Raw genomic sequence first — 26,277 nt, 5'->3', positions numbered from 1 at the left:
CCCCGCGCGTCAGGCCGCTCGCACCGCTCGCTTGCGCAACCCGGCCGCGGTGAGGAGGACACCGACCGTGGCGCCTGCCACCGGGACCAGCAGTCCGGATCGCAGGCCGTCGAGCGCGGCCTGCTGCGAGCCGTCCGCGGTGTTGGCGACGATCACCGCCGCCACCACGGCGAGCCCGAGCGCGGCGCCGAACTGGAACGACGTGGTGAGCAGCGCGCTCGCAAGCCCCTGCTCCTCGTCGGCGACGCCGTCGGTGGCCGCGATCGTCAGCGGCCCGTAGGCGAGGGCGAAGCCGACGCCCAGCGCGAGGAGCGCGGGGAGCATCGCGAGGTAACCCCAGTCGGGCCCGACCGGCAGGAACAGCAGGTAGGCGAGCGCCGAGAACACCAGCCCGCCGACGATCACACGGGCGTTGCCGAAGCGGTTCACCAGCACCGGCGTGAGGGTCGGCGCGAGCACGGCGTCGATGCCGGCGACGGCGAGGGCGAGACCCGTCTCGACCTCGGACCAGCCGCGCAGCTCCTGCAGGTAGAGCACCACCGTGAACTGGAAGGCCATGAACGAGCCGATCAGCAGCAGCGCTGCGGCGTTCGCCCGCAGCAGGGGTACGGAGCGCAGGATCCCCAGCCGGATGAGCGGGGCCGCCGACCGTCGCTCGACCAGCACGAACGCCACGAAGAGCGCGGCGGTTGCGGCGAGCGTGCCGACCGTCGTCCAGAACCCGACCTCCGGCGCCCGCACCACCGTCACGACGAGCAGCATCATGGCGCCGGTCAGCGTCACCGTGCCGGCGACGTCGAAGCCGCCGGTCAGCGGCGCCGGTCGCGGCTCCCGCGGGATGAGCAACACGGCTGCCACCAGGATCACCGCGGCCATCAGCACGGGCGCGAAGAACACCCACCGCCAGCCGACGGCGGTGAGCAAGCCACCGGCCACCATGCCGAGCGAGAACCCGCCCGCCCCCGCGCCTGCGTAGACGAGGACGGCGCGGTTGCGGGCACGGCCCGGAGCGAACGTGGTGGTGATGATGGAGAGCCCCGCCGGTGCCATGAACGCCGCGGCCACCCCCGTGACGAACCGGGCGAGGACGAGGAGCCACACGTCGGTGGCGAGGCCTCCGAGGCCGGAGAAGACCACGAACACCACGAGCCAGGTGAGGAACATCCGCCGCCTGCCCAGCAGGTCGGCTGCCCGGCCGCCCAGCAGCACGAAGCCGCCGTAGCCGAGCACGTAGGCGGTCACCACCCACTGCAGCGAACCCGTGGACATGCCGAGATCGGCGCGGATCGACGGCAGGGCCACGCCCATCATCGAGACGTCGATGCCCTCGAGGAAGATCGCGCCGCACAGCACGAGCAAGAGCCCCCAGGCGCGGCCACTCATGCGCTCGGCGAGCGCGGGTGACGCAGAAACGGACACCGCTTTCGTCTCCTTCTGTCTGTTGGCGCAGGGAAAAGCCGGTTCTTTCTTGTAACTGACCCCATCGTGAGTCACCATCCCGAAGCGTGGAAGAAGGCACTTCGAAGTCACCGAGGCACTGCTGCGACACGCAGCCGCTCCCGGACGACGACCCGCGCTGGGACGTCCACCAGTGGGACACCCGGGAGGACTGCGAGGTCCGCCAGATCCTCGACCGGGTGGCCGACAAGTGGTCCTTGCTGGTCATCGCCCTGCTCGAGCAGCGATCGATGCGGTTCACAGAGCTGCGACGCGCGATCGACGGCGTCAGCCAGCGCATGCTCACCGTCACCTTGCGCCAGCTCGAGCGCGACGGGCTGGTGCTCCGCACGGTGCACCCGGTCGTTCCGCCGCGGGTGGACTACGAGCTCACACCCCTCGGCGCCACCCTGCACGAGACGATCCGGGCCCTGGTCACCTGGACCGAGGCCCACCAGAGCGAGATCGCCGCAGCCCGGGCGGCCTACGACGCGAGGACGCAGGAACGGGCCGGGGCGATGGGATCTGTGTGAGGGTGCGCGACGCTAGCCTTTGCGCATGGACGTGCAGGTGGTCGACCACTCATTGGCCAAAACCCGGCTCTCCGAGCTGCGCGACGCGCGCACGGACAACGCCACCTTCCGGGCTGCGCTGCGCGACCTGACCCTGATGCTGATCTACGAGGCCACCCGCGATGCGCCGCTGGCCTCAGCTCCGTTGCACACGCCCGTCGCCCGCACCGTCGGCTACCGGCTGGCGAACCCGCCGCTGCTGGTGCCCGTGCTGCGCGCCGGGCTCGGCATGGCCGACGCGGCGCTGGGACTGATGCCGGAGGCGCAGATGGGGTTCGTCGGGCTCGCCCGCGACGAGGAGACCCACCGGCCCGTCCCGTACATGGAGTCGTTGCCGGAGACGCTCGAAGGTCGCCCGGTGTTCGTGCTCGACCCGATGCTCGCCACGGGCGGGTCGATGGCGCACACGATCCGGCTCCTCACCGGGCGCGGCGCCACCGACGTCACCTCGATCTGTGTGCTGGCCGCTCCCGAGGGCATCGAGCTCCTGCGGGGCAGCGGGCTCCCGGTGCGGGTGATCACCGCCAGCATCGACGAGCGGCTGAACGACTCCGCGTTCATCGTCCCGGGCCTGGGCGACGCCGGGGACCGCCAGTTCGGCGCCGTCTGACGCCACCGCCCCGTCACCGCTACCGGTGAATCCTCGCCGCCGGGCGAGACGCCGGGAGCGCTCGAAGCGAGGTAACCGGTGACGGCGGGCCGAGGGTGGTTGCATCCGGGCGAGAGGCACACCGATACGACCGAACGAGCGCTTTCCCGCGGTGCTCGTGGGCGGTCGAAGCACAGGGTCTGGCCCGGCCCCGGCCCGCCGTCTCCCCGTGACACAGCCGGCACGGTGATCCGACAGGTCCGGACGGATGTTGCCGCTCGTTCCCGTTGATCGGGGACACAGTCAGTTCGGTTGGGCCGGTGCCCAGCCTGCCGTGACGCACCGCAGCACGTCCTCGAAGCGGGTCTCCGAGCCTGGCGGGAGCAGGCCCCGCAGCTGCAGCGACACCCACCCGTGCACGGTGGCCCACAGCGCGAGCGATGCGGTGGACGGGTCGATGTCGGGCCGCAGCGCGTCATCCTTGATCGCCCGCTCCACGAACTCGCGCAACGGGGCGAGTGCGGCGTCGCTCGCGAGACCGGGGGTGTCCCGGTCGAACACCACCTCGAAGAGGTGGGGCTGCTCGAGCGCTCCACGGCGGTAGGCCAGCGCCAGCCGGACCAGGTCGTCGAGGCTGTCGCCGCCCGGCGTCACGGCGAGGTGCGCGCGGAACTGCCGCAGCGCCTCGTCGAACAGTGCCGTCATCAGGCCGGTCTTCCCGCCGAACAGCGAGTAGACAGCGGTGGTGGACGTGCCGCACTCGGCGGCGAGAGAACGAAGACGCAGCGCGGGCACGCCATCGGCGCAGACCCGCTCCAGCGCGCAGTCGAGAAGGCGGTTCCGCAGCGCCTCGTCGTGGACCTTGGGCCGGGCCATCGGCGCAGGCTAGTACGAACCGCTCGGACGGCGTCAGGCGTCCAGTAGCCGGCGGACTTCGGCACGCAGGGCGTCGAGCCGGACCTGCGCCGCAGACGTCGCTGCGTCCAGCCCCGGACCACCCGCCACCGGCTCGACGACCTCCAGGTACGCCTTCAGCTTCGGCTCCGTGCCGGACGGGCGGACCACCAGACGTTCACCCGTGCGCCGGAGGACGACGACGTCGGGTGCGGGTCGCTCGGCCGTCCAGCCGGCGGGCGGGGCCGACCGCAGCCGCTCGACCATGGCGTCGCGGGCCGCTGGGTCCAGGCGCACCGACAGCCCTTCCGTGCGGTGCACCCCGTGGGCGACGGCCAGCTCGTCGAGCCGGTCGGGGAGACCCTGCCCGGCGGCCTTCAGCCCTGCCGCCAGGTCGCAGGCGAGAACGGCGGCCGCGATGCCGTCCTTGTCGCGCACGGCGTCCGGGTCGACGCAGTAGCCGAGGGCCTCCTCGTAGCCGTAGACGAGCCCGGGGCCGCCGCGGACGATCCACTTGAAGCCGGTGAGCGTCTCGGCGTAGCGCGCCCCGTGCGCCGCGGCGACGGACCGGAGCATCGAGGACGAGACGACGGTGGTGGCCACCAGCGGATCGCTGTAGGGAACCCCGCGGGCGGCGCCGGAACGCAGCAGGTGGTCGCCGAGCAGCACGCCGGTCTCGTCACCGGTGAGCATCCGCCATCCGTCCCCGGTCGGCACCGCGAGCGCGCACCGGTCGGCGTCCGGGTCGAGCGCGATCGCCAGATCCGCGTTCACCTCGGCCGCCAGCGTGAGCACGGCGTCCAGCGCCCCTGGCTCCTCCGGGTTGGGGAAGGCGACGGTCGGGAAGTCCGGGTCCGGTGCGGCCTGTGCGGCCACGACGTGCACGTCCGTGAATCCCGCCCGGTGCAGCGCGTGCACCGCCGTGGCCCCGCCGACCCCGTGCAGCGGGGTGAGCGCCACCCGCAGCTGCCGGGCGGTGCCACGCGGAAGTCGCCCGACGCGGTCGAGGTAGGCCTCGGTGACGTCCACGGTGGACACGGCGCCGGCAGCACCGGTCGGCACGGAGACAGCCGCCGGTGCGGCCGCGATCGCCGCCTCGATCTCGGTGTCCGCCGGTGGCGCGATCTGCGCCCCGTCGGCCAGATAGACCTTGTAGCCGTTGTCCGCCGGCGGGTTGTGCGACGCGGTGATCTGCACCCCGGCCACGCCGCCGAGCTCGCGGACCGCGAAGGCCAGCAGCGGTGTGGGTAGCGGCCCGGGCAGGGCCAGCACCGGGAAGCCGGCACCCGCCAGCACCGCGGCGGCGGCGTCCGCGAAGGCCTCCGATCCGTGCCGCGCGTCGCGTCCGACCACCACGGACCCCCGCTCGCCCTTGCCGGCCAGCCAGGCGGCGAGCCCGGCAGTCGCCCGCCGGACCACGGCCACGTTCATCCCCGCAGGTCCGGCCCGTACCGGTCCGCGCAGCCCGGCGGTGCCGAAGCGCAGCATCCCGGACATCCGGTCGCCGAGGTCCTCCACCGCCCCGGGGGTGCCGACCATCGCCGCGGCCAGCACCCGCTGCAACTCCGTGCGGGTCTGCGGGTCGGGATCGTCGGCGATCCAGCGGGTGGCGGCGTCGCGCAGGTCGGGCCGCAGTGTCACGAGCGGGCGATCAGGTCGCGCAGCAGCGTGCCCATCCGGCCGGCCGACGCCACACCCGCGGCGAGCACCTCGTGGTGGTCGAGCGGCTCGCCGGTCATCCCGGCTGCCAGGTTGGTGACCAGCGACAGCCCGAACACCTCGACGCCCTCGGCGCGAGCGGCGATCGCCTCCAGCACCGTGGACATCCCGACGAGGTCGGCGCCCAGACCGCGGAGCATCCGGATCTCCGCAGGGGTCTCGAAGTGCGGTCCGGTCAGGCCTGCGTATACGCCTTCGGTCAGAGAGGGGTCGATCTCCCTGGCCAGCGCGCGCAGCCGCGGCGAGTACAGGTCGGTGAGGTCGGTGAAGCGCGGGCCGACCAGGGACGAGCGTGCGGTCAGGTTGAGGTGGTCGGAGATCAGCACGGGGTCGCCGACCCGCATGCCCTCGCGGATCCCACCCGCGGCGTTGGTGAGCAGCACCGCGCGGCAGCCCGCGGCCGCGGCCGTGCGCACGCCGTGTGCCACCGCCTCGACGCCGTGGCCCTCGTAGAGATGGGTGCGGCCGAGCAGTACGAGCGCGCGGCGCTCGCCGACAGGCACCGAGCGGATCGTGCCGCCGTGACCAGCGACGACGGGCGGAACGAAACCGGGTAGATCGGCCATCGCGATCTCGTGGGCAGGCTCACCGATCAGGTCGGCGGCGGGCCGCCAGCCCGAGCCGAGCACGACGGCGACGTCGTGGGCGTCCACTCCGGTGGCTGCGGTGATGGCGGCGGCCGCGGCGGCGGCGGGTGGCGCGGAGACCTCGACGCTCATGGACGCGAGCCTATCGATCCGGGGTGCCCGCCGCGGTCAGGTGCTGCTGAGCATGAAACCGTCGGCGATCCGCTCGAAAAGGTTGGCCGACGTGTTTCCGGCCGCGACGCGGGGGACTGTCAGCGTGACGGTCCACACGCCTTTGGCAGCGGGCACGATACGTCGCCACGACGTGCGTTCGGCGGACTCGTAGCGCAGTTGCACGGCCTCGGGTGAGGCGTTCGTGGGAACCATGACCAGCGCACCCAGCACCGTGCCCGCCACGGCCTGCGCCTTCTCCTTGGACTCGGCCTGCTGCACCGCCAGCCCCTCGGTGCCGTCCATGCTGATGAAGTTGACCGTCGGCAAACCCTCGGGCAGCTCGTTCCGGTACTCGGTCCAGTCCCGCGGCACCGGGAGCGTGAAGCCGAGACCGTCGTTGTGCTGACGCAGCGAGGTGCCGGCCGATGTGACGTTCACCGTGGTGAGCGGGGACTGCCCGGCCAGGAGCCGGGTGATCGTCCAGCCGCCGAAAGCGCCTGCCAGGACGACCGCGGCGCCCGCCACCACCATCCCTGCCGCGGCCCATCCGGTCAGCGGCTCGGCGGTGGCCGCGTGCCGTCGCGGAGTCGAACCGGCGATCGGCCGTGGCGGAGTGGGTGGCCTGCTCCGCATCTGCGGCAGCGGGCCGGGCGAGGCGGCGAGCGGGGCGGGGTCGGCGAGCGGACGCCCACCGGTCGGCGCGGGCGGCAGGGGTGCGGGGCGGGGGGCGCTGTTCGCCGCCCTCGCCGCACTCGGCACGAGGATCCCGGCGCCGATCGTCGGGGCGTCCGGCGAACCGGGGTAGAGGGGGTCGTCGGGGTCGTCGATGAGCGGGCGCAGCCGGTGGCGGACCTCCTCGAGCGGCATCCGCCCGTCGGGGTCCTTCACCATCAGCGCCATGATGACGTCCGCCACAGGGCTCGACGACCGCGGCCGCGGGACCTCGCCGTCCACCACTTCGGTGATCGTGGACACCGGGTCGCCGTTGACGTCGTAGGGCGGACGGCCCTCGATCGCGGCGAAGAGCGTGGCGCCGAGCCCCCAGAGGTCCGCCGCCGGTGTGACCGGCTGGCCTGCCGCGACCTCGGGCGCGATGTAGGCGGGAGAGCCGAGGACGAGCCCGACGCTGGTCATCGGAGCGTCGGCGACGTTGCGGGCGATGCCGAAGTCGGTGAGCTTGACGCGGCCGTCGTCGGCCACGAGGACGTTGCCGGGCTTGACGTCCCGGTGCGTGATCCCGCTACGGTGCGCTGCCCGCAGCCCACCGGCAGTGGCGAAGCCGACCACAGCGCTCTGCTGCAGCGTGAGCGTGCCCTGCTCGCTGATCATCGTGGCGAGGTTGCGCGACGGTACGAGCTCCAGGACGACCACCGGTGCCCCGTCGACCTCGACGACGTCGAACACGGTGATGATGTTCGGGTGCGACAGGCCGCCGAGGGCCCGCGCCTCGCGCATGATGCGCTCCCGGGCCTCCGCCGCCTCGTGATCGGGCACCCCGGGAGGGACTTTCAGCTCCTTGACCGCCACCCGGCGCTGCAACACCTCGTCGTAGCCTGCCCACACCGTGCCCATTGCGCCGCTGCCGAGAAGATCGGCGAGCCGGTAACGGCCACCGATCCGGCGCACGTGCTGGTCCCCCGGGCTGTCCTGCGACACCCATGCATTCTCCCTGGACGCACGCGGCGGCCGCTGCCGCCCCCCGCGTGTACACCGCCGTCCGCCGATCGCGTCCAGCACAACCGGTGTGGGTGGCGCGAGAGCCCTGTGGGGGAATCGCCGCCACACCGTGTTTCGGTGAGGCTCGCAACGACCAGCGACGAGCGGCGCCTACCCCCGTTTGTCTCAGTGTCACGCGACCGTTCGTCACTGCCTGCGTGCCCGCCCGCAGCAGATCCGCAACACCTCGGCGCGTATTTCAGGCATACATGCGATTCCGGTTGGTACACCGCCGTCCGGGTGAGCACCATGGCCAGATGCACTGCAGAGCAGCCTCGATGCGCGCGTCACTGACGACGCGCGCTGCGACCGGTCGCCGGAGGACCACCGCGCGCGGTGGTGTGCGGTGACCTTGCTGGAGGCACACACCGACCTCGTGCCACCGGCGGAGCTGGCCGTGACTGACCTAGGCGCGGGCAGCGGCCCGGCATGGCTGGAGTCCTGGCTCAAAGCCCACCGCACTGACGTCGTCGCCTGGCGACGTGCCCTGCACTCCGTCCCGGAGCTCGGACGCGCCGAGCACCGCACCACCGAGTTGGTGGCGCGGCGGCTCATGGCGGCCGGGCTCGAGCCCCGCACCCTCCCCGGCGGCACCGGCCTCGTCTGCGACATCGGCTTCGGCGACCGTTGCGTCGCGCTGCGCGCCGACCTCGACGCGCTGCCCCTCCAGGAAGACACCGGCCTGCCCTTCGCCTCCACCGTCGACGGCGTGATGCACGCCTGCGGGCACGACGCCCACACCGCCATGCTGCTCGGGGCGGGCCTCGCGCTCGCCTCCGCGCCGTTGTTGCCCGGCCGCGTCCGGCTCCTCTTCCAGCCCGCCGAGGAGGTCCAGCCCGGCGGTGCGATCGACATGGTGGCCGACGGCGTCATGGACGGCGTCGAGCGCATCTTCGCGCTGCACTGTGACCCGCGCCTGGAGGTCGGCAAGGTCGGCACGAGGGTCGGGCCGATCACGTCGGCCTGCGACGTCCTGGAGATCCGGCTCACCTCGCCGGGCGGCCACACCTCACGACCGCATCTGACCGCCGACCTGATCGAGGCACTCGGCGTCATCATCACGCAGCTGCCGCTGCTCCTCACCCGGCAGGTCGACCCGCGCTCGGGCACCGTGCTGGTCTGGGGGGCCGTGCAGGCCGGGGAAGCGGCCAACGCGATCCCGCAGCAGGGAGTCCTTCGGGGCACCCTGCGCACTGCCGACCACAACACGTGGGGTGAGCTGGAGGCCAAGGTCCGCGCACTGGTCACGGCGCTGCTCGCGCCCACCGGCGCAGGCTATGTGCTCGAGCACATCCGCGGCGTGCCACCGGTGGTCAACGAAGCGGTGAGCGCAGGCATGCTGGCCTCCTCAGCGGTCACGGTGGGCGGTGTCGACGCCTCCACCACCACCGAGCAGAGCAGCGGTGGCGAGGACTTCGCCTGGTATCTGGAGCACGCCCCCGGCGCCATGGCGCGGCTCGGGGTGTGGCCGGGCCACGGTCCGATGCGCGACATCCACCAGCCCACGTTCGACCTCGACGAGCGCGCCCTGCCCTTCGGGGTCCGGGTCCTCATCCAGTCCGCCCTGACAGCCCTCACCTCCTGACGCCCCGCGGGCGGCTCGCGGCCACCCCGCGAGTCGCCCGTTTCGGGTGCGCGAACCCGCGGGCCGCCGCCCGAACGGAACGAGGGAACGGCGTCAGACGGACTTGCCGCTAGGGCGGTTGCGCAACGCCATCACATAGTCGGCGGGCGCTCCGGCCTGCTCGGCGGCGTCGGCGATCACTCCGAGGTAGCGCGCGCTCGGTATGCCGCCCTCGTACGCGTCGAGCACGTAGATCCACGCGAGAACGTCGCCGTCCAACGTGTGCACGCGCAGCCGGAGCTTCTTGTGCAGCCCCAGCTCGCCGCCTTCCCATCGGTCCAGCTGCGCCGCGTCGAGGTCCGAGACGTCGTAGAGCACGACGAAGACCTGCGAGTCCTGGTCCTCGACCACGGTGGAGAGCGCTCCCTCCCACCCGTAGTCCTCGCCGCCGAAGGTCAACCTCCAGCCGAGGAGCCACCCGGTACCCGCCATCGGCGAGTGCGGGGCACGCTCCTTCATCTGCGCGGGATCCATGTTCGACCCGTAGGCGGCGTACAGGGGCACCGGCACAGAGTAGAGCGCCACGGCGCGCGTACGGTGCTGGGGGAACCGGACATCAGGAGGAGGCACGCCGCGGTGACGCGCATCGTGATCATGGGTGGGGGCCCAGCCGGGTACGAGGCCGCGCTGGTGGCAGCCCAGCACGGCAGCGACGTCACCGTCGTCGAACGTGACGGCATGGGTGGGGCCTGTGTGCTCGACGACTGCGTGCCGTCCAAGACGTTGATCTCGTCGGCCGGCATCCGAGTCGACCTGCATGGTGCCCCTGACCTGGGCATTGTTGCCGACCCGAAGACCATCGGCGTCGACCTGCCCACAGTGAACGCTCGCGTCAGACGCCTCGCGCTGGCCCAGTCGGCGGATGTTCGGGCGCGCGTGGAGCGCGAAGGCGTGCGGATCATCCGCGGCACGGCCGTGTTCACCGACGAGCCCTCCGTGCGGGCGCCCCACATCATCGAGGCACGGGGAACCGACGGGAACACGGAAGTGCTCCCGGCCGACGTCGTGCTGATCGCCACAGGCGCCACACCCCGGGTGCTCCCCGACGCCGTCCCCGACGGGGAGCGCATCCTCACCTGGCGTCAGCTGTACGACCTCGAGTCGCTGCCCGAGCACCTGGTCGTCATCGGCTCCGGTGTCACTGGTGCGGAGTTCGTCTCCGCGTACGTGGAGATGGGCACGCGGGTCACGCTCGTGTCCAGCCGCGACCGCGTGCTTCCCGGTGAGGACGCCGACGCCGCCGCCGTGCTGCAGGACGTGTTCGCCGAGCGGGGGGTCGAAATCCTCTCGCAAGCACGCGCCGACTCCGTGAAACGTGACGGAGACGGCGTCATCGTGACGCTGGCCGACGGTCGCACGGTCTCCGGCTCGCACGCCCTCATGACTGTCGGCTCGGTGCCCAACACCACGGACATCGGGTTGGAGAAGATCGGCGTCGAGACCGGCCGCGGCGGGTTCATCCCCGTGGACCGCGTCTCGCGCACGTCCGTGCCGGGCGTCTACGCGGCGGGCGACTGCACCGGCCTGCTGATGCTCGCGTCGGTGGCTGCGATGCAGGGCCGTATCGCGATGTGGCACGCCCTCGGCGAGGGTGTGGCGCCGATCAAGCTGAAGACGGTGGCCGCGGCCGTGTTCACGCGCCCGGAGATCGCGACCGTCGGGATCAGCCAGCGTGCGATCGACGCGGGTGAGGTGCCGGCGCGCACGATCATGATGCCGCTGTCCACCAACCCCCGGGCGAAGATGCAGGGGTTGCGCCGCGGGTTCGTCAAGCTGTTCTGCCGTCCCGCCACCGGTGTGGTGGTGGGTGGTGTCGTCGTGGCGCCGGTCGCGAGCGAGCTGATCCTTCCGATCGCGATGGCCGTGCAGAACAACCTGACGGTCGCGGACCTCGCCCACACGTTCTCGGTCTACCCGTCGCTGTCGGGCTCGATCACCGAGGCGGGCCGGCAACTGATGCGCCACGGCGACCTGGACTGAGCCGCCGTCACCCCGCGGCGGTCGCCGGCCTGCGTCGAAGGCCGGACACCAGACGCAGCCGGATGGCCCGCAGCAGGGTACTGGGCCGGCCCAGCGAGCTCGGATGCGCGAGCATCGTGGTGACCAGGCTCATCCGCCGGTTCATCTCGGGGTCGGTCGCCGACATCGCGAGGACCATGTCGCCGAGCTTGGACACGAGCTTGTACCCACGCGGGTAGGGGCCGTCCACATGGGGCAGCGCGAGATCGGCGATGGTCGAGACCTGCCAGGCCGCGTCGACGATCACCCGCACCTTCTCGAAGTACTCCCGGGCGGGCTCGTCGAGCCGAGGCTCCCCGCGCAGGTAGGCCGAGAGGCACGACGCGTGGAGCGCGGCAGAGGTCATGCCCTGCCCGTAGACGGGGTTGAACGACGCCACCGCGTCGCCGATCGCCACGAGTCCCGCGGGGAAGCGGGTCAGCTCGTGGAACTCCCGGCGCCTGCTGTCGGCCTGGTGATAGGTGATGACGTCGCCGAGCATCTCGGCCTGCTCGGCGATGTCCCCGAAGACGGACGGGAAATCCCGCCGGCAACGGGCGGCGAAGTCGGCGGGATCGCGGCTCGGGCGGTCGTCCGCGTAGCCCGAGATCAACATGATCCAGCGGTCGCCCTCGACGGAGTTGATCCCGGCGATCCGGGCGACCCGGTCCTCGGCGGGGCGGGTCTGTGACACGACGACGCCGACGTCGCTGATCCGTTCGTCACGGCGGAACATCGCCGTGGCGTAGTTCAGCTTGATAGGCATCCGCCGCAGCGGAGGCCGGTCCCAGCCGTTCTCCTCGAGCCAGTCGCTGAGGCGGCTCGACCGGCCCATCGCGTCGACGACCAGGTCCGCCGTCTGCGTGACCGGGGCGGCGTCGGCGCTCTCGTCCGTCGGCAGGTACCGCACGCCCGTGGCCCTGTCGCCGGTGAAGATCACGCCCTCGGCGCGCCCGTGAACGATCCGGATGTTGTCGATGGCCGTGACGCGGCGACGGACCATGGCTTCGAGGAACGGCCGGGTCGTCACCAGCGCGACGCCCGACCCCTCGATCCGCGGTGGGGGTGGCATCAGTGCGTCGTTGATGTACATCCGGGTGCCGGACTCCTGCGGCACCACGGCACCGGCGGCGATCACCTCCTCGGCGAAGCCGGGGAGCCACCGTTCGAGCTGGACCTGGCCCGCCGGCAGGAGCGCGTGCACCTGGCTGCCCTGCGGCACTCCTGGCCGGGGCTCGTACCCGGTGTCGCTCGCGTCGCGCTCGATGACGACGACCTCGTCGGCATGGTCGCTGAGGACGCGCGCGGCCAGGAGCCCCGCCATGCTGGCGCCGAGCACGACCGCGCGACCCATGATCGGTCTCGGGTCGGTCGGCCGCCGGGACGTGCTGAGCTCCGCGAAGACGCGGGATGCGGACGGCACAGAAGACTCCTGCAGCTCCCCGCGGAGGGTGAGGAGTCCGGCGCGGGGGGAAGAGATGGTCGGGAAGAGACCATGGTCATCTTCTGGTCCACCCGCGTCAAGATCACGCCGCGGTGTTCGTCCCCGGTGCGCCTGCGGCTTGTGGGCCCAGGCCGAGCGGACGGGCGAGGCCGGCGAGATTGACCGACCAGCCGACCCCGAACACATGGGGCACGAGCAGCGCGGGGTTGTCCGCGTTCCACAGGGAGGCCTGCAACCGAGCCATGGTGGGCGGGCGCAGGTCGTAGGGCACGCCGACGACGTTCCCGTGCCAGGTGCGCTCGCCTGCGGGTTTGCGCAGCTCGGTGAGCACGGCCGCGCCCAGGAGCGTTGCGCCCGCCGCGACCAGGAAGTGATCCAACCCGATGGCCATGCGAGGACGTTACGCCGGATACCTCGGGGGCGGGTTCCGGGCGATCCCCGATGTCGGCGTCCCGCGGGGAGCGCACGCTCGAGGCATGACCACTCCGTCTGTCACCTCTCGTGTGCCGGTCGGCGCCGTCCTGCTCGCCGGTTTCGGCGCACAGCTCGTGGACGATGCCGCGTTTCTCGTCCTCCCGCCGGTCGCGGTGCTCGCGCCGCTGAGCGGGCTGATCGCGATCGTCCTCACGGCCGTGGGGGCCCGGATCGTCACGCGCGACCGCACCGGCGCGGCGGTGGCCCGCACGGGTCTCGCCGTCGGCGCGGCGTCGGCGGCGATCGGGCTGCTCGTCGGCGGTTTCGGCCTGGTGGCGATCCTGCTGGCCGGCATCACGGTAGTGGCCGGCGTAGCGGGCGCGGTGGTGGGCCGTGGCCTGACGCCGAAGGACCTCAGCTGATCGCACCCGCGACGACCCGACCGCTGACCGCGGGCGGCCTGTGTCAGGGGGCCAGGAGCTCTGACATCCGGTGGGCCAGGCGGCGGGCGTCGGTGGGGGCGATCGTGGTCCACTCGACGCCGTCCTCGCCCGAGGAGCGGGTGAGGAGGTAGCGCCCGCGCGGCGCGTCGAGGATCGCGAGGACTCCGCCCGAGCGGCGCAGCACGCCCCAGCGGTCGGCGACCAACGCGACGATCTGGGCCCCGGCTGTGATGCCGCTGAGCATGCGGGCGAGGAGACCGGCCTCGGTGGGCGGGACGTCCGCGTCGAGAAGCGCTGCCCGTAACCCGGTGCCGGAAGTGGGGGCCGTGGCCGAGGCGAGCAGGGCGGACGGAACCGTGCTCGCCCGGCCGGGCCCCGGTGCGGCGTGGGGGAGCGCGCGGAGCAGCGCTGCCGGGAGCGAGCCGTGGGCTTCGAGGGTGACGGTGGCGTCCTGCCGCACGGCCAGCACACACATGCCGGGCGCACCCGCGGACACGGCCCGGACGCGGCGCTCCCACCGGCCGCGCAGCTCCAACTGGCCGGTCGGACGGGCGAGCAGGTGCAACAGCCGCGCAAGCTCCGGATCGGGGCCGGTGGGTCCGGCGAGGCCGCGGCGACGCAGCGCCTGCCACCCCGCTTCCTGGAGGTCGCGCCGCTCGGCGTGAGTGCGGCCCGGCGACGCGAGGCGCAGCACGACGGGTGTGGGGCCCAGCCCGAGCCGCTCCCACATCACGTCGAACTCGACGGCGGTGAGCACGTGCCGCGGGGTGTCGGGCTGGAGGGCCGGCTCGGCCACGGTGTCCTCCCCGGTGCGGGATGTTCTGCGCGGGATCTCGGGGCGACGGTAGGCCGGGGTGGACGTTCGCCAGGCCCGTTCCCGGGATCTGCTGTGCGATCGCGAACGACCCGGAACGCCGACGGCCGGTGCGGCTGCAGTCCGCACCGGCCGTCGCTGGTGGCGATCTCGTATCAGCTCGTCTTCGCCAGCACCGTTTCCGGCATCCGGCACCCGGCGAGCGGGCAGTGGGTGGAGCAGTCGATGCGGGCGTGGAGATCCGCATCGGTGACGGTCCTGGCGAAGGGCCAGTGGCCGGCGAAGCGCTGCAGATACCAGTACAGGAACAGGTAGTCCGGATCTGCGGTGTCGGCGACGAACACCGGCCGTCCAGGGAGCTCATCGATCCACTGGGCGAAGGCGGTCATCGCGAGGGCGGGTGGACGGCTCGCCCGGCGGGTGGAGAGCCAGTCCTCCGCCTGTCGCCTCCAGGTCTGGAGGGCGACCGGGTGCAGGGTGGCACCGGGCAGTTCACGCACGTTGGTGGTGAACACCGTGGTCGGGATCCCGTCGAGCGTGTGCGCGACGGAGATGAGGGTGAGTAGGGAGTGGGGGCCGGGAATCGGCCCGTCGGTGTGGATGTGGCTGGTCACGAACATCTCGGGGGGCATACGGATCCTGGTCGCCGGTCGGGATGGGGGCGTGTTCGCGGCGCGGCCTGAGCCGGCGTGGCGAACGGATCCGCGGCGCGGCACTTCCGCGTGGCGGAGTCACCGGGCCCCGTGGTGGTCACGGGTTTGCGTCACTGCTTTCCGCTATGCACTTGTCCAGCACGGTGCGGGGTCGCTGTGGAATCGCCTGGCTCGACGACGGTAAAACGCTCCGTCGTTGATCGTCAACTGTCCGTCGCCGACCGCGCCGTGATGAGGACGTCCTGGCGTCGCCCGTCGGAAACCCACGCGGAGTGCTGCCTTGCCGTGGGCCGGAAGCCGCATTTGATCGCCACGCGCGCCGACGCCGTGTTGCCCTCGGCCACGGCGTAGGTGACCTGCTGCAGCCCCAGCCCGGCGAACGCGAACCGCAGCACGGCCGACAGCGCGGTGGTGATCATGCCGCGCCCGCGCGCTGCCGGGAGTGCCCAGCAGGTCGCCTCGGCCGTGCCCGTGGCCAGGTCGAGGGCTGCCAGCTCGATCTCGCCGAGCATCTCCCCGGTGGTCGGCTCGCAGACGGCCCACGTGTAGCCCTCGTCGTGCGTCCAGCGCTGGGCGCACAGACGCACGTAGTCGCCTGCGGCCTCCTGGGTGGGCGGAGGGCGCTCGCGCCAGCGGCGGATCTCCGGATCGCGGCAGGACGCCAGCACGGCAGGCCGGTCGTCTACGCGGTCGTCGGCCCGCAGGGCGCGCAGGTACCAGGAGCCGGCGTTGATCTCGACAGGGTCCATGCGTGGAGCGGTCAGTCCTTGATCTCGCAGATGACGGTGCCCTGCGACACCGAGCTGCCGGCCTCGGCGGCGAGGCCGGTGATGGTGCCGTCCTTGTGGGCGAGCACCGGGTTCTCCATCTTCATCGCCTCCAGCACGACGACGAGGTCGCCTGCCGAGACGGAGTCGCCGTCGGACACCGCGACCTTGATGATCGTGCCCTGCATGGGCGCCGTCACCGCGTCGCCGGACGCCTTCGCGCCACCCCGGCCGCCGCCGCGCTTGCGGGGCGCCGCCTTGCTGGTGGCGCCTCCGCCTCCGCCGATGGCGAGGTCACCGGGCAGCGAGACCTCCAGCCGCCGTCCGCCGACCTCGACGACGACGGTCTGCCGCGGTCCCGAGTCCTCCTCGGCGTCCTCGCCGCCCTCGAAGGGCGCGACGGTGTTGTCCCACTCCGTCTCGATCCACCGGGTGTGGACGGTGAAGCCCTCCTCCTCGGTGGCGGCGAACGCCGGGTCGTCCACGACGAGCCGGTGGAAGGGCAGCACGGTCGCCATGCCCTCGACCTGGAACTCGGCGAGCGCGCGGCGCGACCGCTCCAGCGCCTGGGCGCGGTCCGAGCCCGTGACGATGAGCTTGGCCAGCAGCGAGTCGAACTGACCGCCGATCACCGAACCCGACTCGACCCCGGCGTCGACCCGCACCCCAGGCCCGGCAGGCAGGGAGATCGACGTGACGGTGCCCGGTGCGGGCAGGAAGTTGCGACCGGCGTCCTCGCCGTTGATCCGGAACTCGATGGAGTGCCCGCGCGGCTGCGGGTCCTCGAGCAGGTTGAGCACCTCGCCCTCGGCGATGCGGAACTGCTCCCGCACGAGGTCGAGCCCGCTCGTCTCCTCCGAGACGGGGTGCTCCACCTGGAGCCGGGTGTTGACCTCGAGGAACGAGATCAACCCGTCCTGCCCGACGAGGAACTCCACGGTGCCGGCGCCGTGGTAGCCGGCTTCCTTGCAGATGGCCTTGGCGGCCTCGTGGATCGTGCTGCGCTGCTCGTCGCTGAGGAAAGGGGCGGGCGCCTCCTCCACGAGCTTCTGGAACCGGCGCTGCAACGAGCAGTCGCGTGTGCCCACCACGATCACGTTGCCGTGGGTGTCGGCCAGCACCTGGGCCTCGACGTGGCGCGGCTTGTCCAGGTAGCGCTCGACGAAGCACTCGCCCCGGCCGAACGCCGCAACGGCCTCGCGGACCGCCGACTCGTAGAGCTCGGCGATGTCCTTCTTCTCCCGCGCCACCTTCATGCCCCGGCCGCCACCTCCGAACGCGGCCTTGATCGCGACGGGGAGGCCGTGCTCGTCCGCGAAGGCCTCGACCTCCTCGGCGCCGCTCACCGGCTCGTCGGTGCCGGGCACGAGCGGCGCGCCCGCCCGCGTGGCGATGTGACGTGCGGTGACCTTGTCGCCGAGGTCGCGGATGGCCTGCGGTGTGGGGCCGATCCACGTGAGCTCCGCGTCGATGACGGCCTGCGCGAAGTCGGCGTTCTCGCTGAGGAAGCCGTAACCCGGGTGGACGGCGTCGGCGCCGGAGCGCTTCGCGACGTCGAGCAGCTTGTCGAACACGAGGTAGGACTCGGCAGCGGTGGTGCCTCCGAGGGCGAACGCCTCGTCGGCCAGCCGCACGAACGGGGCGTCACGGTCGGGGTCGGCGTAGACGGCAACGCTCGCGAGTCCGGCGTCCCGGCAGGCCCTGATGACGCGAACGGCGATCTCCCCACGGTTCGCGACAAGAACCTTGCTCAAGCGCGCCACGGTCTGCCTCCTCGTGGTGGTGCTGTACCGGGTGCCCCGGCCCAGTTGTTACTGAGGAGTTTAGAGGTGGCGAGCCGCTGATCCATGCGGCCGCTCCCGGCAATAGCGAGAGATCGCCCTCAACGCCGGGCGCGCAGCTTCGCGACGGACCGGCGGAAGCGGACGCCGCGGCGAGGCCGGGGGTCGCCCTGTCCGTCGTAACGGAAGGCGAACTCACGTTCGGCCAGCTCGGCGGCGGCCCCGGCACTCAGCTCACCGCGCCGCTGCAGAGCCCGTGCGACGTCCCAGCCGTCACGCAGCGCTCCGACCGGCTCGTGGCCGGCGCGATGGGCGGCGAAGGCGCGCGGCCAGTCCGCACCGCAGGATGCGGCCAGCAGTGGCCATGCCTTCGCGGCCTCACCTGCGCGTTTGCGCACCAGGGCTCGCCGGGTGGCGTCGAGGCGGGTGGCGTCGAAGCCGGGTGGGACGGCTCCGCCGGCGACGAGCGCTGCCACCAGCTCGGCCTGTCGCGCGGCGAGGCCGGACCGCTCGGCCGCGCCATTGGACGCGGGCGTCACCGCACCACCGCCAGGTGGCCTGCCGCCACCGCGATCGCGTCGAGCTCGGCTTCCAGCTCGGCGGCGGCCGGGTAGCGGCCGTCGCGTTCGAGCATGATCGGCGGGGCCGCGGCCGTCCGTTCGACGAGCAGTTCGACCAGGCCCAACACGGCTGAGGGCACCGGGTGGGTGTGGGTGTCGTGGTAGAGGCCGGGGTCGTCGGGATGCTCCGCGCCACCACCCACGTGGACGTAGGCGACGCGGTCCAGCGGGAACCGGTCGAGCACGGCTTCCGGGTCCTGCCCGCGGTTGACGGCGTTGGCGTAGACGTTGGCCACGTCGAGCAGGAGCAACGCGCCGGTGCGCTCCAGCAGGTCGGTGAGGAAGTCGGGCTCGGTGTACTCGTCGTCGGGCCAGTCGAACAGCGCCGCGATGGGCTCGAGCGCGAGCGGGACGTCGAGCTCGGCCTGCGTGCGCCGGATGTTTCCGGCGAGCACGTCGAGCGCCTCGCGGGTGCGCGGCACCGGAAGCAAGTGGCCGACCTCACGGCCTCCCGCCCGTACGAAGGCGATGTGCTCGCTCACCAGCGGGGCCTGCAGTGCAGCGGCGCACGCTGCGAGATGCGCCACCCGGCGGTCCTCGACGGGCTCGGTGCTCCCGAGCGAGAGCCGGACGCCGTGCGGCACGACCGGGATCCCTCGCTCCCGCAGCTCCACCACCCCCCGGGGCGTAGCTGCGGGAGCGATGGACTCGGCGATGACCTCGCAGAACGCCGGTGCGATGCGGCCTGTCACCCAGCCGGCGATCTCCGGTCGCCAGCCGATGCCGACCCCCGCGGGCAGCGGCGCGGCTGTCTCAGCCACCGCAGCCTCCGCCTCCGCCGCAGCCCCCGCCGCCACCTCCGCTGTCGCCACCGCCGCCACCGCAGCTGCTGACCCCGGCGCCTCCGTCACCACCCGAGCCGCCCGAGCTGCCCGCAGCGACTCGCTGGGCGGCGAGCTCGTCGGCGAATGCGGGATCGGACGCCCACAGCGCGCCCATCCCGAAGATCCCGACGCCCAGCGCGGCGCCGACAGGTCCGTGGACCGACCAGTCGGGCTTCACCTCGGGTGAGAGCAGGTGGTGTTCGATGCGCAACGTCTCGAGCATCCGGTCGCCGCGGCGAGTGCGCCGCGGGGCCCGTGCCAACTGCACGACCGCCACGAGCGCGACGGCGATGAGCGCCGCCACGAGGAACCCCACGGGCTTGGCCTCGGCCACCCCGGCGAGCACCCGCACCAGACCGAGGACGGCGACGGCCAGCATCCACACGCCGACGCGCCGGATGCGGAGCCGCTGCTCCTCCGACAGCAGCAGACCGGCGCCGACCAGCCGCATCTCGATCTCGGACAGGGCGGTCATCACGGGGCGGTGGAACGGCAAACGGCTGCGGCGCACCTTGCCCCGAGCGGTGAAGTGGATGGCGCGCTCCAGCCCGTCGGACCCGGGATCGAGCCGGCCGGTGGACTGGACGGCGCCACGCGAGGACGTGATCGTGCCGCGCAGGTGCATCGAGCTGAGCGCCGAGAACACCGCGAGCTCGGTGCCACCGTTGAGGTACGCGGTGTCGTGTGGGTGTGTCGTGACATCGGGGGTCGGACCGGTGGTCCGTGGGTCGGCCAGCATCCGGCGCGTCTGGGTGCCGGCGATCCACACCGCCACGGCGAGCACGAGATAGGCCAGCAGGAACGTCGGACCGCTGATGCCCCAGGTCTCCGCTGTCGCTTCGAGGGTCATCGCACACCTCCTGAGCCGTCCTTATGAGACGCCTCACAGTGTTGTCACCCTCACGTGGCGCAGGAAACCTTCTTGACCAGGACTTGAGGTTGCCTAGTCAGGCTGCGGCGGTGGCCATCCGCACCTGGTTCTTGATCCTGCTGAGCATCGCCGCCATCCCGCGCAGCCGCAGCGGGCTCACAGCCTGGGCGAGCCCGAGCTGCGTGTAGAAGTCGTCGGGCACCGCCAGCACCTCGGCAGCCGGTTCGCCGTCCAGCCCGGTGTGCATGATCGAGGCGAACCCGCGGGTGGTGGGTGCCTCGGGCGGGGCCGAGAAGAACAGGTGCACCGTGCGGTCGCCGCCGGGCTCGACCTCCACCGCCAGGAACAGCGGCGACTGGCACTCGTGCACCTGCTCCATCGTGTCGGCCGCGTCGGCGTAGCGCTGAGGAAGCTCCGGCAGCTCCTGGGACAGTTCCAGGAGCAGCTGCAGCCGGTCCTTCGGGCCGACTTCGGAGAAGTCCTCGACCAGCTCGGCGAGCTGCGGGGGGAGAGTCGTCATACCGAGCCGCGCTCCGATCCCTGGACGATCGGCACGCGCACGGTGTTGCCCCACTCCGTCCAGCTGCCGTCGTAGTTGCGGACGTGACCGAAGCCCAGCAGGTGCGTGAGGACGAACCACGTGTGGCTGGAGCGCTCGCCGATGCGGCAGTAGGCGATGACGTCGTCGTCGGCGGAGAGCCCCTGCTCCTGCAGGTAGATGGCCTCCAGGTCGCTCCGGGACTTGAAGGTGGCATCCTCGGCGGCGGCGCGGGCCCACGGCACGCTCGCCGCTCCCGGGATGTGGCCGCCGCGCACAGCGCCTTCCTGCGGGTAGTCGGGCATGTGCAGCAGCTCACCGGAGTACTCGCCCGGCGAACGGACGTCGACGAGCGGCCCTCCCAGGTGGGCGAGGACGTCGTCCTTGAACGCGCGGATCGTGGCGTCGTCGCGCTCGATCACCGGGTAGTCGACCTGGGCCGGCTTCGCGGCCTCGGTGGTCATCTCGCGGCCCTCGGCGACCCACTTGGCCCGCCCGCCGTCGAGGATGCGCACGTCGGGGTGGCCGAACAGCGAGAACACCCAGAGCGCGTAGGTGGCCCACCAGTTGTTCCGGTCGCCGTAGAACACGACGGTGGTGTCGCGCGTGATGCCACGTTCGCCGCAGAGCTCGGCGAACCGCGCGCCGTTCACGTAGTCGCGGGTGACGGGGTCGTTGAGCTCCGTGTGCCAGTCGACCTTGACCGCGCCGGGGATGTGCCCGGTGTCGTAGAGGAGGACGTCCTCGTCGGACTCGACGACGACGAGGCCCTCACTCCCGAGGTTCTGCGCGAGCCACTCGGTGGTGACCAGCCGCTCGGGGTGGGCGTACTCGGCGAGCTTGGGGTCGGTGTCGTTGGGCAGCGCCATACACCCAGGCTAGTCCCGCTCTGGCCGGTGTTGTAACGGTGTTCACACGTCGAGTGCGTCGCGGAGCCCGAGGCCCCTGCCCGTCGCGTACACGGACTCGAACGACGGCCGCCCGAGCGTGGTGACCAGCAGTTCCCGGAGGGCTGTCTGCTCGATCGCGTCGTCCGGATCCAGGATCTGTCCGGCTGCGCGAAGCGCGTTGTCGAGCGCGGCGAGAAGCAGGGTGGCCCGCAGATGGTCGCCGTCGGTGGCGGCCATCACGGCTGTGTCGAGTGCGACGTACGGGAGCATGTCGTCGATGTCCTGTTCCACCGTCCGCCGCAGAGCCGTGGTGAACAGCTCCCGGGCGCGATCGACGTCGCCCGCGTGGAGCTCGATGTATGCCAGGTTGTGGAGTTCCACCACCACCATGCGCCATTCGCCGAAAGTCTCGTTGAGCGAGATGCTCTCCTGGTAGAGCGTGCGGGCGAATGCGAGATTCCCCGAAATACGCGCGCAGCCCGCCAGAATGTGGGTCGGGCCGAGCTCGAGTCGCTTTTCGCCCGTGACCCGCGCGAGCGCCCGGGCCACCCGCCCCAGCCGCTCGGCCTCGGGCACGTCGCCGTCGCGCACGGCCACCCTGGCCAGCATGCAGATCGCCTGCACCTCGGTGGCCACGTCGGAGGACGCGCGAGCACGCGCGAGCTCGCGCCGACTCAGCTGCTCCACGAGATCCGTCTCACCTCGCCGAAAAGCGGCGATGGTGTCCTCGTAATAACCCACGCGGCAACGTTATTCCTGAGCCCCGGCAGTTGTGGAGCCCTTGTGTTGTCGGCGTCAGGCCCGTACCGGCACTACGGCTCCGAAACGCTTGTCCACAGGTCCGTCACCCCTACCCCTACCGCCCTCAGCAGGCGGCGGGTCAGGGGGAGGCTGATTCCTATGACGTTCGACGGGTCGCCGTCGATGCCCTCGACGAACCAGCCGCCCAGCCCGTCGAGCGTGAAGGCCCCGGCCACCGCGAGTGGTTCGCGAGTGGCCAGGTAGGCGTCGAGCTCGGCGTCGGTCGGCTCGGCGAACCGGACGACCGTGACCGCGTGCCCTTCGGCGACGCGGTCGATCTCCCCGTCGGCCATGCGCAGCACGGTGTGGCCGGTGACCAGCTCCCCGGAGCGGCCCGCCATGGCCCGCCAGCGCCGCCTGGCCGTCTCGACGTCGGCGGGCTTGCCGACCAGTTCGGAGTTGACGTGCAGCATCGAGTCGCAGCCGATGACGACGGCGTCCGGGTGTGCGGCGGCGATCCGGCGGGCGACGGTGGTGGCCTTCGCGCCCGCCAGCGTGGTGACCTTCTCGCCCGGTGACGCGTGCGGCACGGTGGTGAGCAGCGCCTCCTCGTCGACGTCTGCCACCTCGACGATCGGGTTCAGCCCTGCGGCCCGCAGGACCGACAACCGGGCGGGGGAGGCGGAAGCCAGTACGACACGCACGACGTCCGACCCTATGCGTTCACTCCGCGACGATCTCGTGGCGGTAGGGCATGCCCGCATCCCCCGGCCCGGTGCCTTGCGTCAGACGCTCCCGTGCCCGCCGCCCGAACCCCCGTGGTGGCCGCCACCCCAGCTGCTGTGGTGCCCTCCGTGCCAGCCGCCGTCGTAGCCGGGGAGGACCCCGCTGCGGTCGGAACCGGCGTGGAAATCCGGGTTGTAGTAGGGGCTTCGCCGGCGTGCGGAGCGGCCACGAGCGCTGTAGCGGCCGCGCATCGTCGCCACCCGGAGCAGCACCATGAGTACCAGCACGGTCAGGCCGATTCCGACGATCGGATCCACGTCGATTCCCCCTCCTCGGCCGCGGACCCCCTGTCCGGACGGGCGTGCCCGCCGCCTGCGACCGGTCACCCCAGTTTGCGACCGCTGATCGAGAGGAGGACAAGGAACGTGAGCGAGTCGTGGATCGGTCACCCGGCCCGGTTCCGGCCGTCGGGGAAGGATGCGGGCGAACCCGCGATCGGGGTCAGCAGCTCCCGCCGCCCCCGTCACCGCCGCCCGAGTCGCCGCCACCCCAGCCGCAGCCGGTGCCGCCGTCGGCGCCGGCCACGACGACGCCGGAGATGTCACCGCTCGACGTCCGGCGCCCGCTCCGAGCTGCGACCCCCGGCCGGCGTGGGGCGGCCTTCGGGCCGGGCGGGCCTCCTGCGTGGGACCCCAGCACGATGCCGAGCGCGACCAGAGCCATGATCCCGATCACCACGACGACGACCATCGAGTCGTTCATCACGCCACCCCCTTGTCGCCGGCCGAACATCGGCCGTCCGGGCGAGTGTGTGCGTGATCACGGAGCCCGGGCCAGGTTCTTGAGCAGGAATTAAGGCTGCGGCCGCACGGAAGATCGGTAGAAGTCCTGATGTCTGTTCGCGCAGAACCCCCGACGCTCTACGGGTGACCACGCGACCGCTGCGCCATCGCCGACCCGGCCTGCTGACCACAACCTCCACGCTCGCCCTGGCCGTCGTGGCCACCACAGTCGTCGTGACGGTTCCCGGGAACGCCGATCCCGGCGGGCCGACCGTGCGGGACGACACCGCCGGCCTGGACTACACCCTGCCCGCGGGCTGGGCCGCCCTGCCGGCCGAGGAACGCCTGTTCGGTATCTCGTCCGGCGGCATGCTCGACGGGACCCAGCCGGGCACCGTGCTGATGATCGGCGTCGTCCCGCCGTCGTCCGACGCCGCGGAGCCGCCGCTGACCACCGCGACGCGCCGGCTGGCGGGCGACCTCGGCGAGTTCTTCCTGCCGGTGCCCGGCAGGCGGGAGTACTACGTCGACGAGGAGACCACGGTGGACGGCCGCGTGGCGTGGGTCGCCGGCTACCGCGTGCTGCCGTCCGGTTCTGCGGAGGTCGGCGCCGACGTGCAGGTCACCGTGGTCGAGGACGGCACGCGGCGGCTGTTCGTGCTCGTCGTCATCGGCCCGCCGGACGCGGACCGGCTGGCAGCGGCGAACGAGTCGGTCTCCTCGATCCGCTTCCGGTGAGCCGGCCGCTCAGCGTGGCCAGGTAGAGGTTTTCCAGGCGCCTGGTCCGGGGTGCAGTGGCACGCGCAGCCGGGCCTCGGGCGCCGACCAGCGGTCGCGAACCGTGGCCGGGGCCGTCGTCACCGCCGGGGCGGCGGCCGCCGCCAGCACCACGGTGAGAGCGGCCACCTCCTCGTCGGTCGGCGCGCCCCGCACGATCCGGAACGCGGCCCGGCGCTCCTCGGGTGTGGGCTCGCCGGGCTCCGTCGCCGAGGGCGTCACAGCGGGATGTTCCCGTGCTTGCGGGCCGGCACGGCCTCCCGCTTGGTGGCCAGCAGGCGCAGCGCGCGCCCGACGTAGCCGCGGGTGTGCGACGGGGGGATGACGCCGTCGATGTAGCCGCGGTCGGCCGCGATGTAGGGGTTGGCGAGGGTGTCCTCGTACTCCTGCTGCAGCTCGGCCCGGCGTGCCGCGAGCTCGTCGCCCTCGAGGCCTGACAGCTTTTTGCGGTACAGGATGCTCACGGCGCCGGCAGCGCCGGTGACGGCGATCTGTGCGGTGGGCCAGGCCACGTTGACGTCGGCGCCCAGGTGCTTCGACCCCATCACGTCGTACGCGCCGCCGTAGGCCTTGCGGGTGATCACCGTGACCTTGGGGACGGTCGCCTCGGCGTAGGCGTAGATCAGCTTCGCGCCGCGGCGGATGATCCCGTTCCACTCCTGCTCGGTGCCGGGCAGGAAGCCGGGCACGTCCACGAACGTGAGCACCGGGATGTTGAACGCGTCGCAGGTGCGGACGAACCGGGCCGCTTTCTCGGAGGCGTCGATGTCGAGGCAGCCGGCGAACTGCGTGGGCTGGTTGGCGACGACGCCCACCGACTTGCCCTCGACCCGGCCGAAGCCCACCACGATGTTGGGCGCGAACAGCTCGTGCACCTCGAGGAACTCGCCCTCGTCGAGCACCCGGTTGATCACCTCGCGGATGTCGTACGGAGTGTTCGGCGAGTCCGGCACGATGCTGTCGAGCTCGATGTCGGTGTCGGTGAGCCCGTCGGCGAGCGCGCCGGCCGTGGGCTCCGGGGCCGGGTAGGCAGGCGCCTCGGAGAGGTTGTTCGACGGCAGGAAGGAGAGCAGCTCCTTCACGTAGGAGATCGCGTCGGCCTCGTCGTCGGCGAGGTAGTGCGCCACGCCGGACTTCGTGTTGTGGGTGCGGCCGCCGCCGAGCTCCTCGAAGTCGACCTGCTCGCCGGTGACCGTCTTGATGATGTCCGGGCCGGTGATGAACATGTGGCTGGTGCCGTCGACCATCACGGTGAAGTCGGTGATCGCCGGCGAGTACACCGCGCCGCCCGCGCAGGGCCCCATCACCAGCGAGATCTGCGGCACCACGCCGGAGGAGCGCACGTTGCGCACGAAGATCTCGCCGTAGAGCCCGAGCGCGACCACGCCCTCCTGGATGCGCGCGCCGCCGCCGTCGTTGATCCCGATGACGGGGCAGCCGATCTTGGTGGCGAGGTCCATCACCTTGACGATCTTCTCGCCGTACACCTCGCCGAGCGCCCCGCCGAAGACCGTGGCGTCCTGGCTGAACAGGGCGACGGGACGACCGTCGATCGTGCCGGTGCCCGTCACCACGCCGTCGCCGAACGGGCGCTTCTCCTGCATCCCGAAGTTGGTGGAGCGGTGGCGCGTCAGGGCGTCGAGCTCGACGAAGGAGCCCGGGTCGAGCAGCTGGTCGATCCGTTCCCGGGCCGTCTGGCGGCCCTTCGCGTGCTGGCGCTCCACGGCGGCGTCGCTGCCCGCGTGCACCGCACCGTCGATGCGCTGGTAGAGGTCGGCGAGCTTGCCGGCCGTGGTGTGGATGTCGGGCCCGTCGGCTGCGGCGCCGGACGCGTCCGCGATCGGCTCCATGGCTGCACTCATCGTCGTCCCTCGCTCATGGCCGCGCAGCTTAATGCGGCCGT

Annotated in this window: 29 protein-coding genes; 6 read left to right on the top strand and 23 right to left on the bottom strand. The window is 72.2% G+C overall.

Features of this window, described 5'->3' with window-relative positions:
* Nucleotides 1-9: 9 nt before the first annotated feature.
* The gene (locus tag MMF94_RS25670; protein WP_241039806.1) at nt 10-1,383 is read right to left on the bottom strand and encodes an MFS transporter; all 1,374 of its coding nucleotides are present in this window, start codon (nt 1,381-1,383) and stop codon (nt 10-12) included.
* Between the two features lie 122 nt (nt 1,384-1,505).
* Between MMF94_RS25670 and MMF94_RS25665 the strand changes: the two genes are divergently transcribed.
* Both MMF94_RS25665 and upp read left to right on the top strand, forming a co-directional pair.
* Nucleotides 1,506-1,970 carry a winged helix-turn-helix transcriptional regulator gene (locus MMF94_RS25665; RefSeq protein ID WP_241039734.1) on the top strand — a complete coding sequence of 155 codons (465 nt, stop codon included), beginning with the start codon at nt 1,506-1,508 and terminating at the stop codon, nt 1,968-1,970.
* 25 nt (nt 1,971-1,995) lie between these two features.
* Nucleotides 1,996-2,619 carry a uracil phosphoribosyltransferase gene (upp, locus tag MMF94_RS25660; RefSeq protein WP_241039733.1) on the top strand — a complete coding sequence of 208 codons (624 nt, stop codon included), beginning with the start codon at nt 1,996-1,998 and terminating at the stop codon, nt 2,617-2,619.
* A 282-nt stretch (nt 2,620-2,901) separates the two neighbouring features.
* Here upp and MMF94_RS25655 read toward each other — a convergent pair whose 3' ends face one another.
* The 4 genes from MMF94_RS25655 to MMF94_RS25640 are packed head-to-tail and all read right to left on the bottom strand — an operon-like array spanning nt 2,902 to nt 7,607.
* Nucleotides 2,902-3,474, bottom strand: coding sequence for a TetR/AcrR family transcriptional regulator (locus tag MMF94_RS25655; RefSeq protein ID WP_241039732.1), 573 nt, complete (start codon nt 3,472-3,474; stop codon nt 2,902-2,904).
* Between the two features lie 33 nt (nt 3,475-3,507).
* A complete protein-coding gene (locus tag MMF94_RS25650) occupies nt 3,508-5,133 on the bottom strand; it encodes a phospho-sugar mutase (protein WP_241039731.1) in 1,626 nt (541 codons plus the stop codon).
* Nucleotides 5,130-5,930, bottom strand: a complete 801-nt coding sequence (locus MMF94_RS25645; protein ID WP_241039730.1) for a purine-nucleoside phosphorylase — start codon at nt 5,928-5,930, stop codon at nt 5,130-5,132. Before MMF94_RS25645 ends, MMF94_RS25650 begins: the two co-directional genes overlap by 4 nt.
* Before the next feature lie 36 nt (nt 5,931-5,966).
* On the bottom strand, nt 5,967-7,607 hold the full coding sequence (locus MMF94_RS25640) for a serine/threonine-protein kinase (RefSeq protein WP_241039729.1): 1,641 nt from the start codon (nt 7,605-7,607) through the stop codon (nt 5,967-5,969).
* Between the two features lie 406 nt (nt 7,608-8,013).
* On the opposite strand from MMF94_RS25640, the gene MMF94_RS25635 reads away from it, so the two are divergent.
* Entirely contained in the window at nt 8,014-9,252 is a 1,239-nt protein-coding gene (locus tag MMF94_RS25635) for an amidohydrolase (protein WP_241039728.1), read from the top strand.
* Nucleotides 9,253-9,345: 93 nt separating this feature from the next.
* Here MMF94_RS25635 and MMF94_RS25630 read toward each other — a convergent pair whose 3' ends face one another.
* Nucleotides 9,346-9,795 (bottom strand): gamma-glutamylcyclotransferase family protein, encoded by a 450-nt coding sequence (locus MMF94_RS25630; protein ID WP_241039805.1) that lies wholly within the window; start codon nt 9,793-9,795, stop codon nt 9,346-9,348.
* A gap of 72 nt (nt 9,796-9,867) precedes the next feature.
* Here MMF94_RS25630 and MMF94_RS25625 point away from each other — a divergent pair, with 72 nt between their 5' ends.
* Nucleotides 9,868-11,271, top strand: coding sequence for an NAD(P)H-quinone dehydrogenase (locus tag MMF94_RS25625; RefSeq protein WP_241039727.1), 1,404 nt, complete (start codon nt 9,868-9,870; stop codon nt 11,269-11,271).
* 7 nt (nt 11,272-11,278) lie between these two features.
* Here the strand turns inward: MMF94_RS25625 and MMF94_RS25620 are convergent, their stop codons facing one another.
* Together MMF94_RS25620 and MMF94_RS25615 are read right to left on the bottom strand one after the other, a co-directional pair.
* Entirely contained in the window at nt 11,279-12,712 is a 1,434-nt protein-coding gene (locus MMF94_RS25620) for an FAD-dependent oxidoreductase (RefSeq protein WP_241039726.1), read from the bottom strand.
* A 103-nt stretch (nt 12,713-12,815) separates the two neighbouring features.
* The gene (locus MMF94_RS25615) at nt 12,816-13,124 is read right to left on the bottom strand and encodes a DUF5808 domain-containing protein (protein ID WP_241039725.1); all 309 of its coding nucleotides are present in this window, start codon (nt 13,122-13,124) and stop codon (nt 12,816-12,818) included.
* A gap of 85 nt (nt 13,125-13,209) precedes the next feature.
* Between MMF94_RS25615 and MMF94_RS25610 the strand changes: the two genes are divergently transcribed.
* Nucleotides 13,210-13,569, top strand: coding sequence for a hypothetical protein (locus MMF94_RS25610; RefSeq protein WP_241039724.1), 360 nt, complete (start codon nt 13,210-13,212; stop codon nt 13,567-13,569).
* A gap of 43 nt (nt 13,570-13,612) precedes the next feature.
* On the opposite strand, the gene MMF94_RS25605 is transcribed toward MMF94_RS25610, so the two are convergent.
* The 13 genes from MMF94_RS25605 to MMF94_RS25545 form a co-directional block, all read right to left on the bottom strand.
* Nucleotides 13,613-14,386, bottom strand: coding sequence for an ESX secretion-associated protein EspG (locus MMF94_RS25605; protein ID WP_241039723.1), 774 nt, complete (start codon nt 14,384-14,386; stop codon nt 13,613-13,615).
* Between the two features lie 173 nt (nt 14,387-14,559).
* Nucleotides 14,560-15,036: a hypothetical protein gene (locus tag MMF94_RS25600; RefSeq protein ID WP_241039722.1), complete on the bottom strand. Its 477-nt coding sequence runs from the start codon at nt 15,034-15,036 to the stop codon at nt 14,560-14,562.
* Between the two features lie 224 nt (nt 15,037-15,260).
* A complete protein-coding gene (locus MMF94_RS25595; protein WP_241039721.1) occupies nt 15,261-15,806 on the bottom strand; it encodes a GNAT family N-acetyltransferase in 546 nt (181 codons plus the stop codon).
* Between the two features lie 11 nt (nt 15,807-15,817).
* Nucleotides 15,818-17,578 (bottom strand): acetyl/propionyl/methylcrotonyl-CoA carboxylase subunit alpha, encoded by a 1,761-nt coding sequence (locus tag MMF94_RS25590; protein ID WP_379660538.1) that lies wholly within the window; start codon nt 17,576-17,578, stop codon nt 15,818-15,820.
* A 128-nt stretch (nt 17,579-17,706) separates the two neighbouring features.
* Nucleotides 17,707-18,144 (bottom strand): SCO6045 C-terminal-like domain-containing protein, encoded by a 438-nt coding sequence (locus MMF94_RS25585; protein WP_241039719.1) that lies wholly within the window; start codon nt 18,142-18,144, stop codon nt 17,707-17,709.
* Nucleotides 18,141-18,986 carry an MbnB/TglH/ChrH family RiPP precursor modification enzyme gene (locus tag MMF94_RS25580; protein ID WP_241039718.1) on the bottom strand — a complete coding sequence of 282 codons (846 nt, stop codon included), beginning with the start codon at nt 18,984-18,986 and terminating at the stop codon, nt 18,141-18,143. The genes MMF94_RS25585 and MMF94_RS25580 overlap by 4 nt, the downstream gene beginning before the upstream one ends.
* Nucleotides 18,979-19,899, bottom strand: coding sequence for a TIGR04222 domain-containing membrane protein (locus tag MMF94_RS25575; protein WP_241039717.1), 921 nt, complete (start codon nt 19,897-19,899; stop codon nt 18,979-18,981). The genes MMF94_RS25580 and MMF94_RS25575 overlap by 8 nt, the downstream gene beginning before the upstream one ends.
* Before the next feature lie 97 nt (nt 19,900-19,996).
* Nucleotides 19,997-20,440, bottom strand: coding sequence for a SufE family protein (locus tag MMF94_RS25570; RefSeq protein WP_241039716.1), 444 nt, complete (start codon nt 20,438-20,440; stop codon nt 19,997-19,999).
* Nucleotides 20,437-21,327: a sulfurtransferase gene (locus MMF94_RS25565; RefSeq protein ID WP_241039715.1), complete on the bottom strand. Its 891-nt coding sequence runs from the start codon at nt 21,325-21,327 to the stop codon at nt 20,437-20,439. Before MMF94_RS25565 ends, MMF94_RS25570 begins: the two co-directional genes overlap by 4 nt.
* 42 nt (nt 21,328-21,369) lie before the next feature.
* Nucleotides 21,370-22,089: a tetratricopeptide repeat protein gene (locus MMF94_RS25560; protein ID WP_241039714.1), complete on the bottom strand. Its 720-nt coding sequence runs from the start codon at nt 22,087-22,089 to the stop codon at nt 21,370-21,372.
* 71 nt (nt 22,090-22,160) lie between these two features.
* Nucleotides 22,161-22,793 carry a Maf family protein gene (locus MMF94_RS25555; protein WP_241039713.1) on the bottom strand — a complete coding sequence of 211 codons (633 nt, stop codon included), beginning with the start codon at nt 22,791-22,793 and terminating at the stop codon, nt 22,161-22,163.
* 81 nt (nt 22,794-22,874) lie between these two features.
* A complete protein-coding gene (locus tag MMF94_RS25550; RefSeq protein WP_241039712.1) occupies nt 22,875-23,132 on the bottom strand; it encodes a hypothetical protein in 258 nt (85 codons plus the stop codon).
* A 184-nt stretch (nt 23,133-23,316) separates the two neighbouring features.
* On the bottom strand, nt 23,317-23,577 hold the full coding sequence (locus tag MMF94_RS25545; protein ID WP_241039711.1) for a hypothetical protein: 261 nt from the start codon (nt 23,575-23,577) through the stop codon (nt 23,317-23,319).
* 164 nt (nt 23,578-23,741) lie between these two features.
* Here MMF94_RS25545 and MMF94_RS25540 point away from each other — a divergent pair, with 164 nt between their 5' ends.
* The gene (locus MMF94_RS25540; RefSeq protein ID WP_241039710.1) at nt 23,742-24,335 is read left to right on the top strand and encodes an alanine and proline-rich secreted protein Apa; all 594 of its coding nucleotides are present in this window, start codon (nt 23,742-23,744) and stop codon (nt 24,333-24,335) included.
* Between the two features lie 9 nt (nt 24,336-24,344).
* On the opposite strand, the gene MMF94_RS25535 is transcribed toward MMF94_RS25540, so the two are convergent.
* On the bottom strand, nt 24,345-24,596 hold the full coding sequence (locus MMF94_RS25535; protein WP_241039709.1) for an acyl-CoA carboxylase subunit epsilon: 252 nt from the start codon (nt 24,594-24,596) through the stop codon (nt 24,345-24,347).
* A complete protein-coding gene (locus MMF94_RS25530; protein ID WP_241039708.1) occupies nt 24,593-26,236 on the bottom strand; it encodes an acyl-CoA carboxylase subunit beta in 1,644 nt (547 codons plus the stop codon). The genes MMF94_RS25535 and MMF94_RS25530 overlap by 4 nt, the downstream gene beginning before the upstream one ends.
* Nucleotides 26,237-26,277 lie beyond the last annotated feature (41 nt).

Source organism: Pseudonocardia alaniniphila, assembly GCF_022524485.1.
GTDB lineage: Bacteria > Actinomycetota > Actinomycetes > Mycobacteriales > Pseudonocardiaceae > Pseudonocardia > Pseudonocardia alaniniphila.
The sequence above is the reverse complement of the archived record's forward strand: the minus strand, read 5'-3'. Positions and strand labels throughout refer to the sequence as shown.

What these genes read in the sequence shown, in the direction of transcription:
- MMF94_RS25670 (WP_241039806.1), bottom strand. Translation starts at nt 1,383, where the DNA reads ATGAGTGGCCGCGCCTGGGGGCTCTTGCTCGTGCTGTGCGGCGCGATC.
- upp (WP_241039733.1), top strand. Translation starts at nt 1,996, where the DNA reads ATGGACGTGCAGGTGGTCGACCACTCATTGGCCAAAACCCGGCTCTCC.
- MMF94_RS25655 (WP_241039732.1), bottom strand. Translation starts at nt 3,474, where the DNA reads ATGGCCCGGCCCAAGGTCCACGACGAGGCGCTGCGGAACCGCCTTCTC.
- MMF94_RS25645 (WP_241039730.1), bottom strand. Translation starts at nt 5,930, where the DNA reads ATGAGCGTCGAGGTCTCCGCGCCACCCGCCGCCGCCGCGGCCGCCGCC.
- MMF94_RS25615 (WP_241039725.1), bottom strand. Translation starts at nt 13,124, where the DNA reads ATGGCCATCGGGTTGGATCACTTCCTGGTCGCGGCGGGCGCAACGCTC.
- MMF94_RS25610 (WP_241039724.1), top strand. Translation starts at nt 13,210, where the DNA reads ATGACCACTCCGTCTGTCACCTCTCGTGTGCCGGTCGGCGCCGTCCTG.
- MMF94_RS25600 (WP_241039722.1), bottom strand. Translation starts at nt 15,036, where the DNA reads ATGCCCCCCGAGATGTTCGTGACCAGCCACATCCACACCGACGGGCCG.
- MMF94_RS25595 (WP_241039721.1), bottom strand. Translation starts at nt 15,806, where the DNA reads ATGGACCCTGTCGAGATCAACGCCGGCTCCTGGTACCTGCGCGCCCTG.
- MMF94_RS25575 (WP_241039717.1), bottom strand. Translation starts at nt 19,899, where the DNA reads ATGACCCTCGAAGCGACAGCGGAGACCTGGGGCATCAGCGGTCCGACG.
- MMF94_RS25570 (WP_241039716.1), bottom strand. Translation starts at nt 20,440, where the DNA reads ATGACGACTCTCCCCCCGCAGCTCGCCGAGCTGGTCGAGGACTTCTCC.
- MMF94_RS25565 (WP_241039715.1), bottom strand. Translation starts at nt 21,327, where the DNA reads ATGGCGCTGCCCAACGACACCGACCCCAAGCTCGCCGAGTACGCCCAC.
- MMF94_RS25545 (WP_241039711.1), bottom strand. Translation starts at nt 23,577, where the DNA reads ATGAACGACTCGATGGTCGTCGTCGTGGTGATCGGGATCATGGCTCTG.
- MMF94_RS25530 (WP_241039708.1), bottom strand. Translation starts at nt 26,236, where the DNA reads ATGAGTGCAGCCATGGAGCCGATCGCGGACGCGTCCGGCGCCGCAGCC.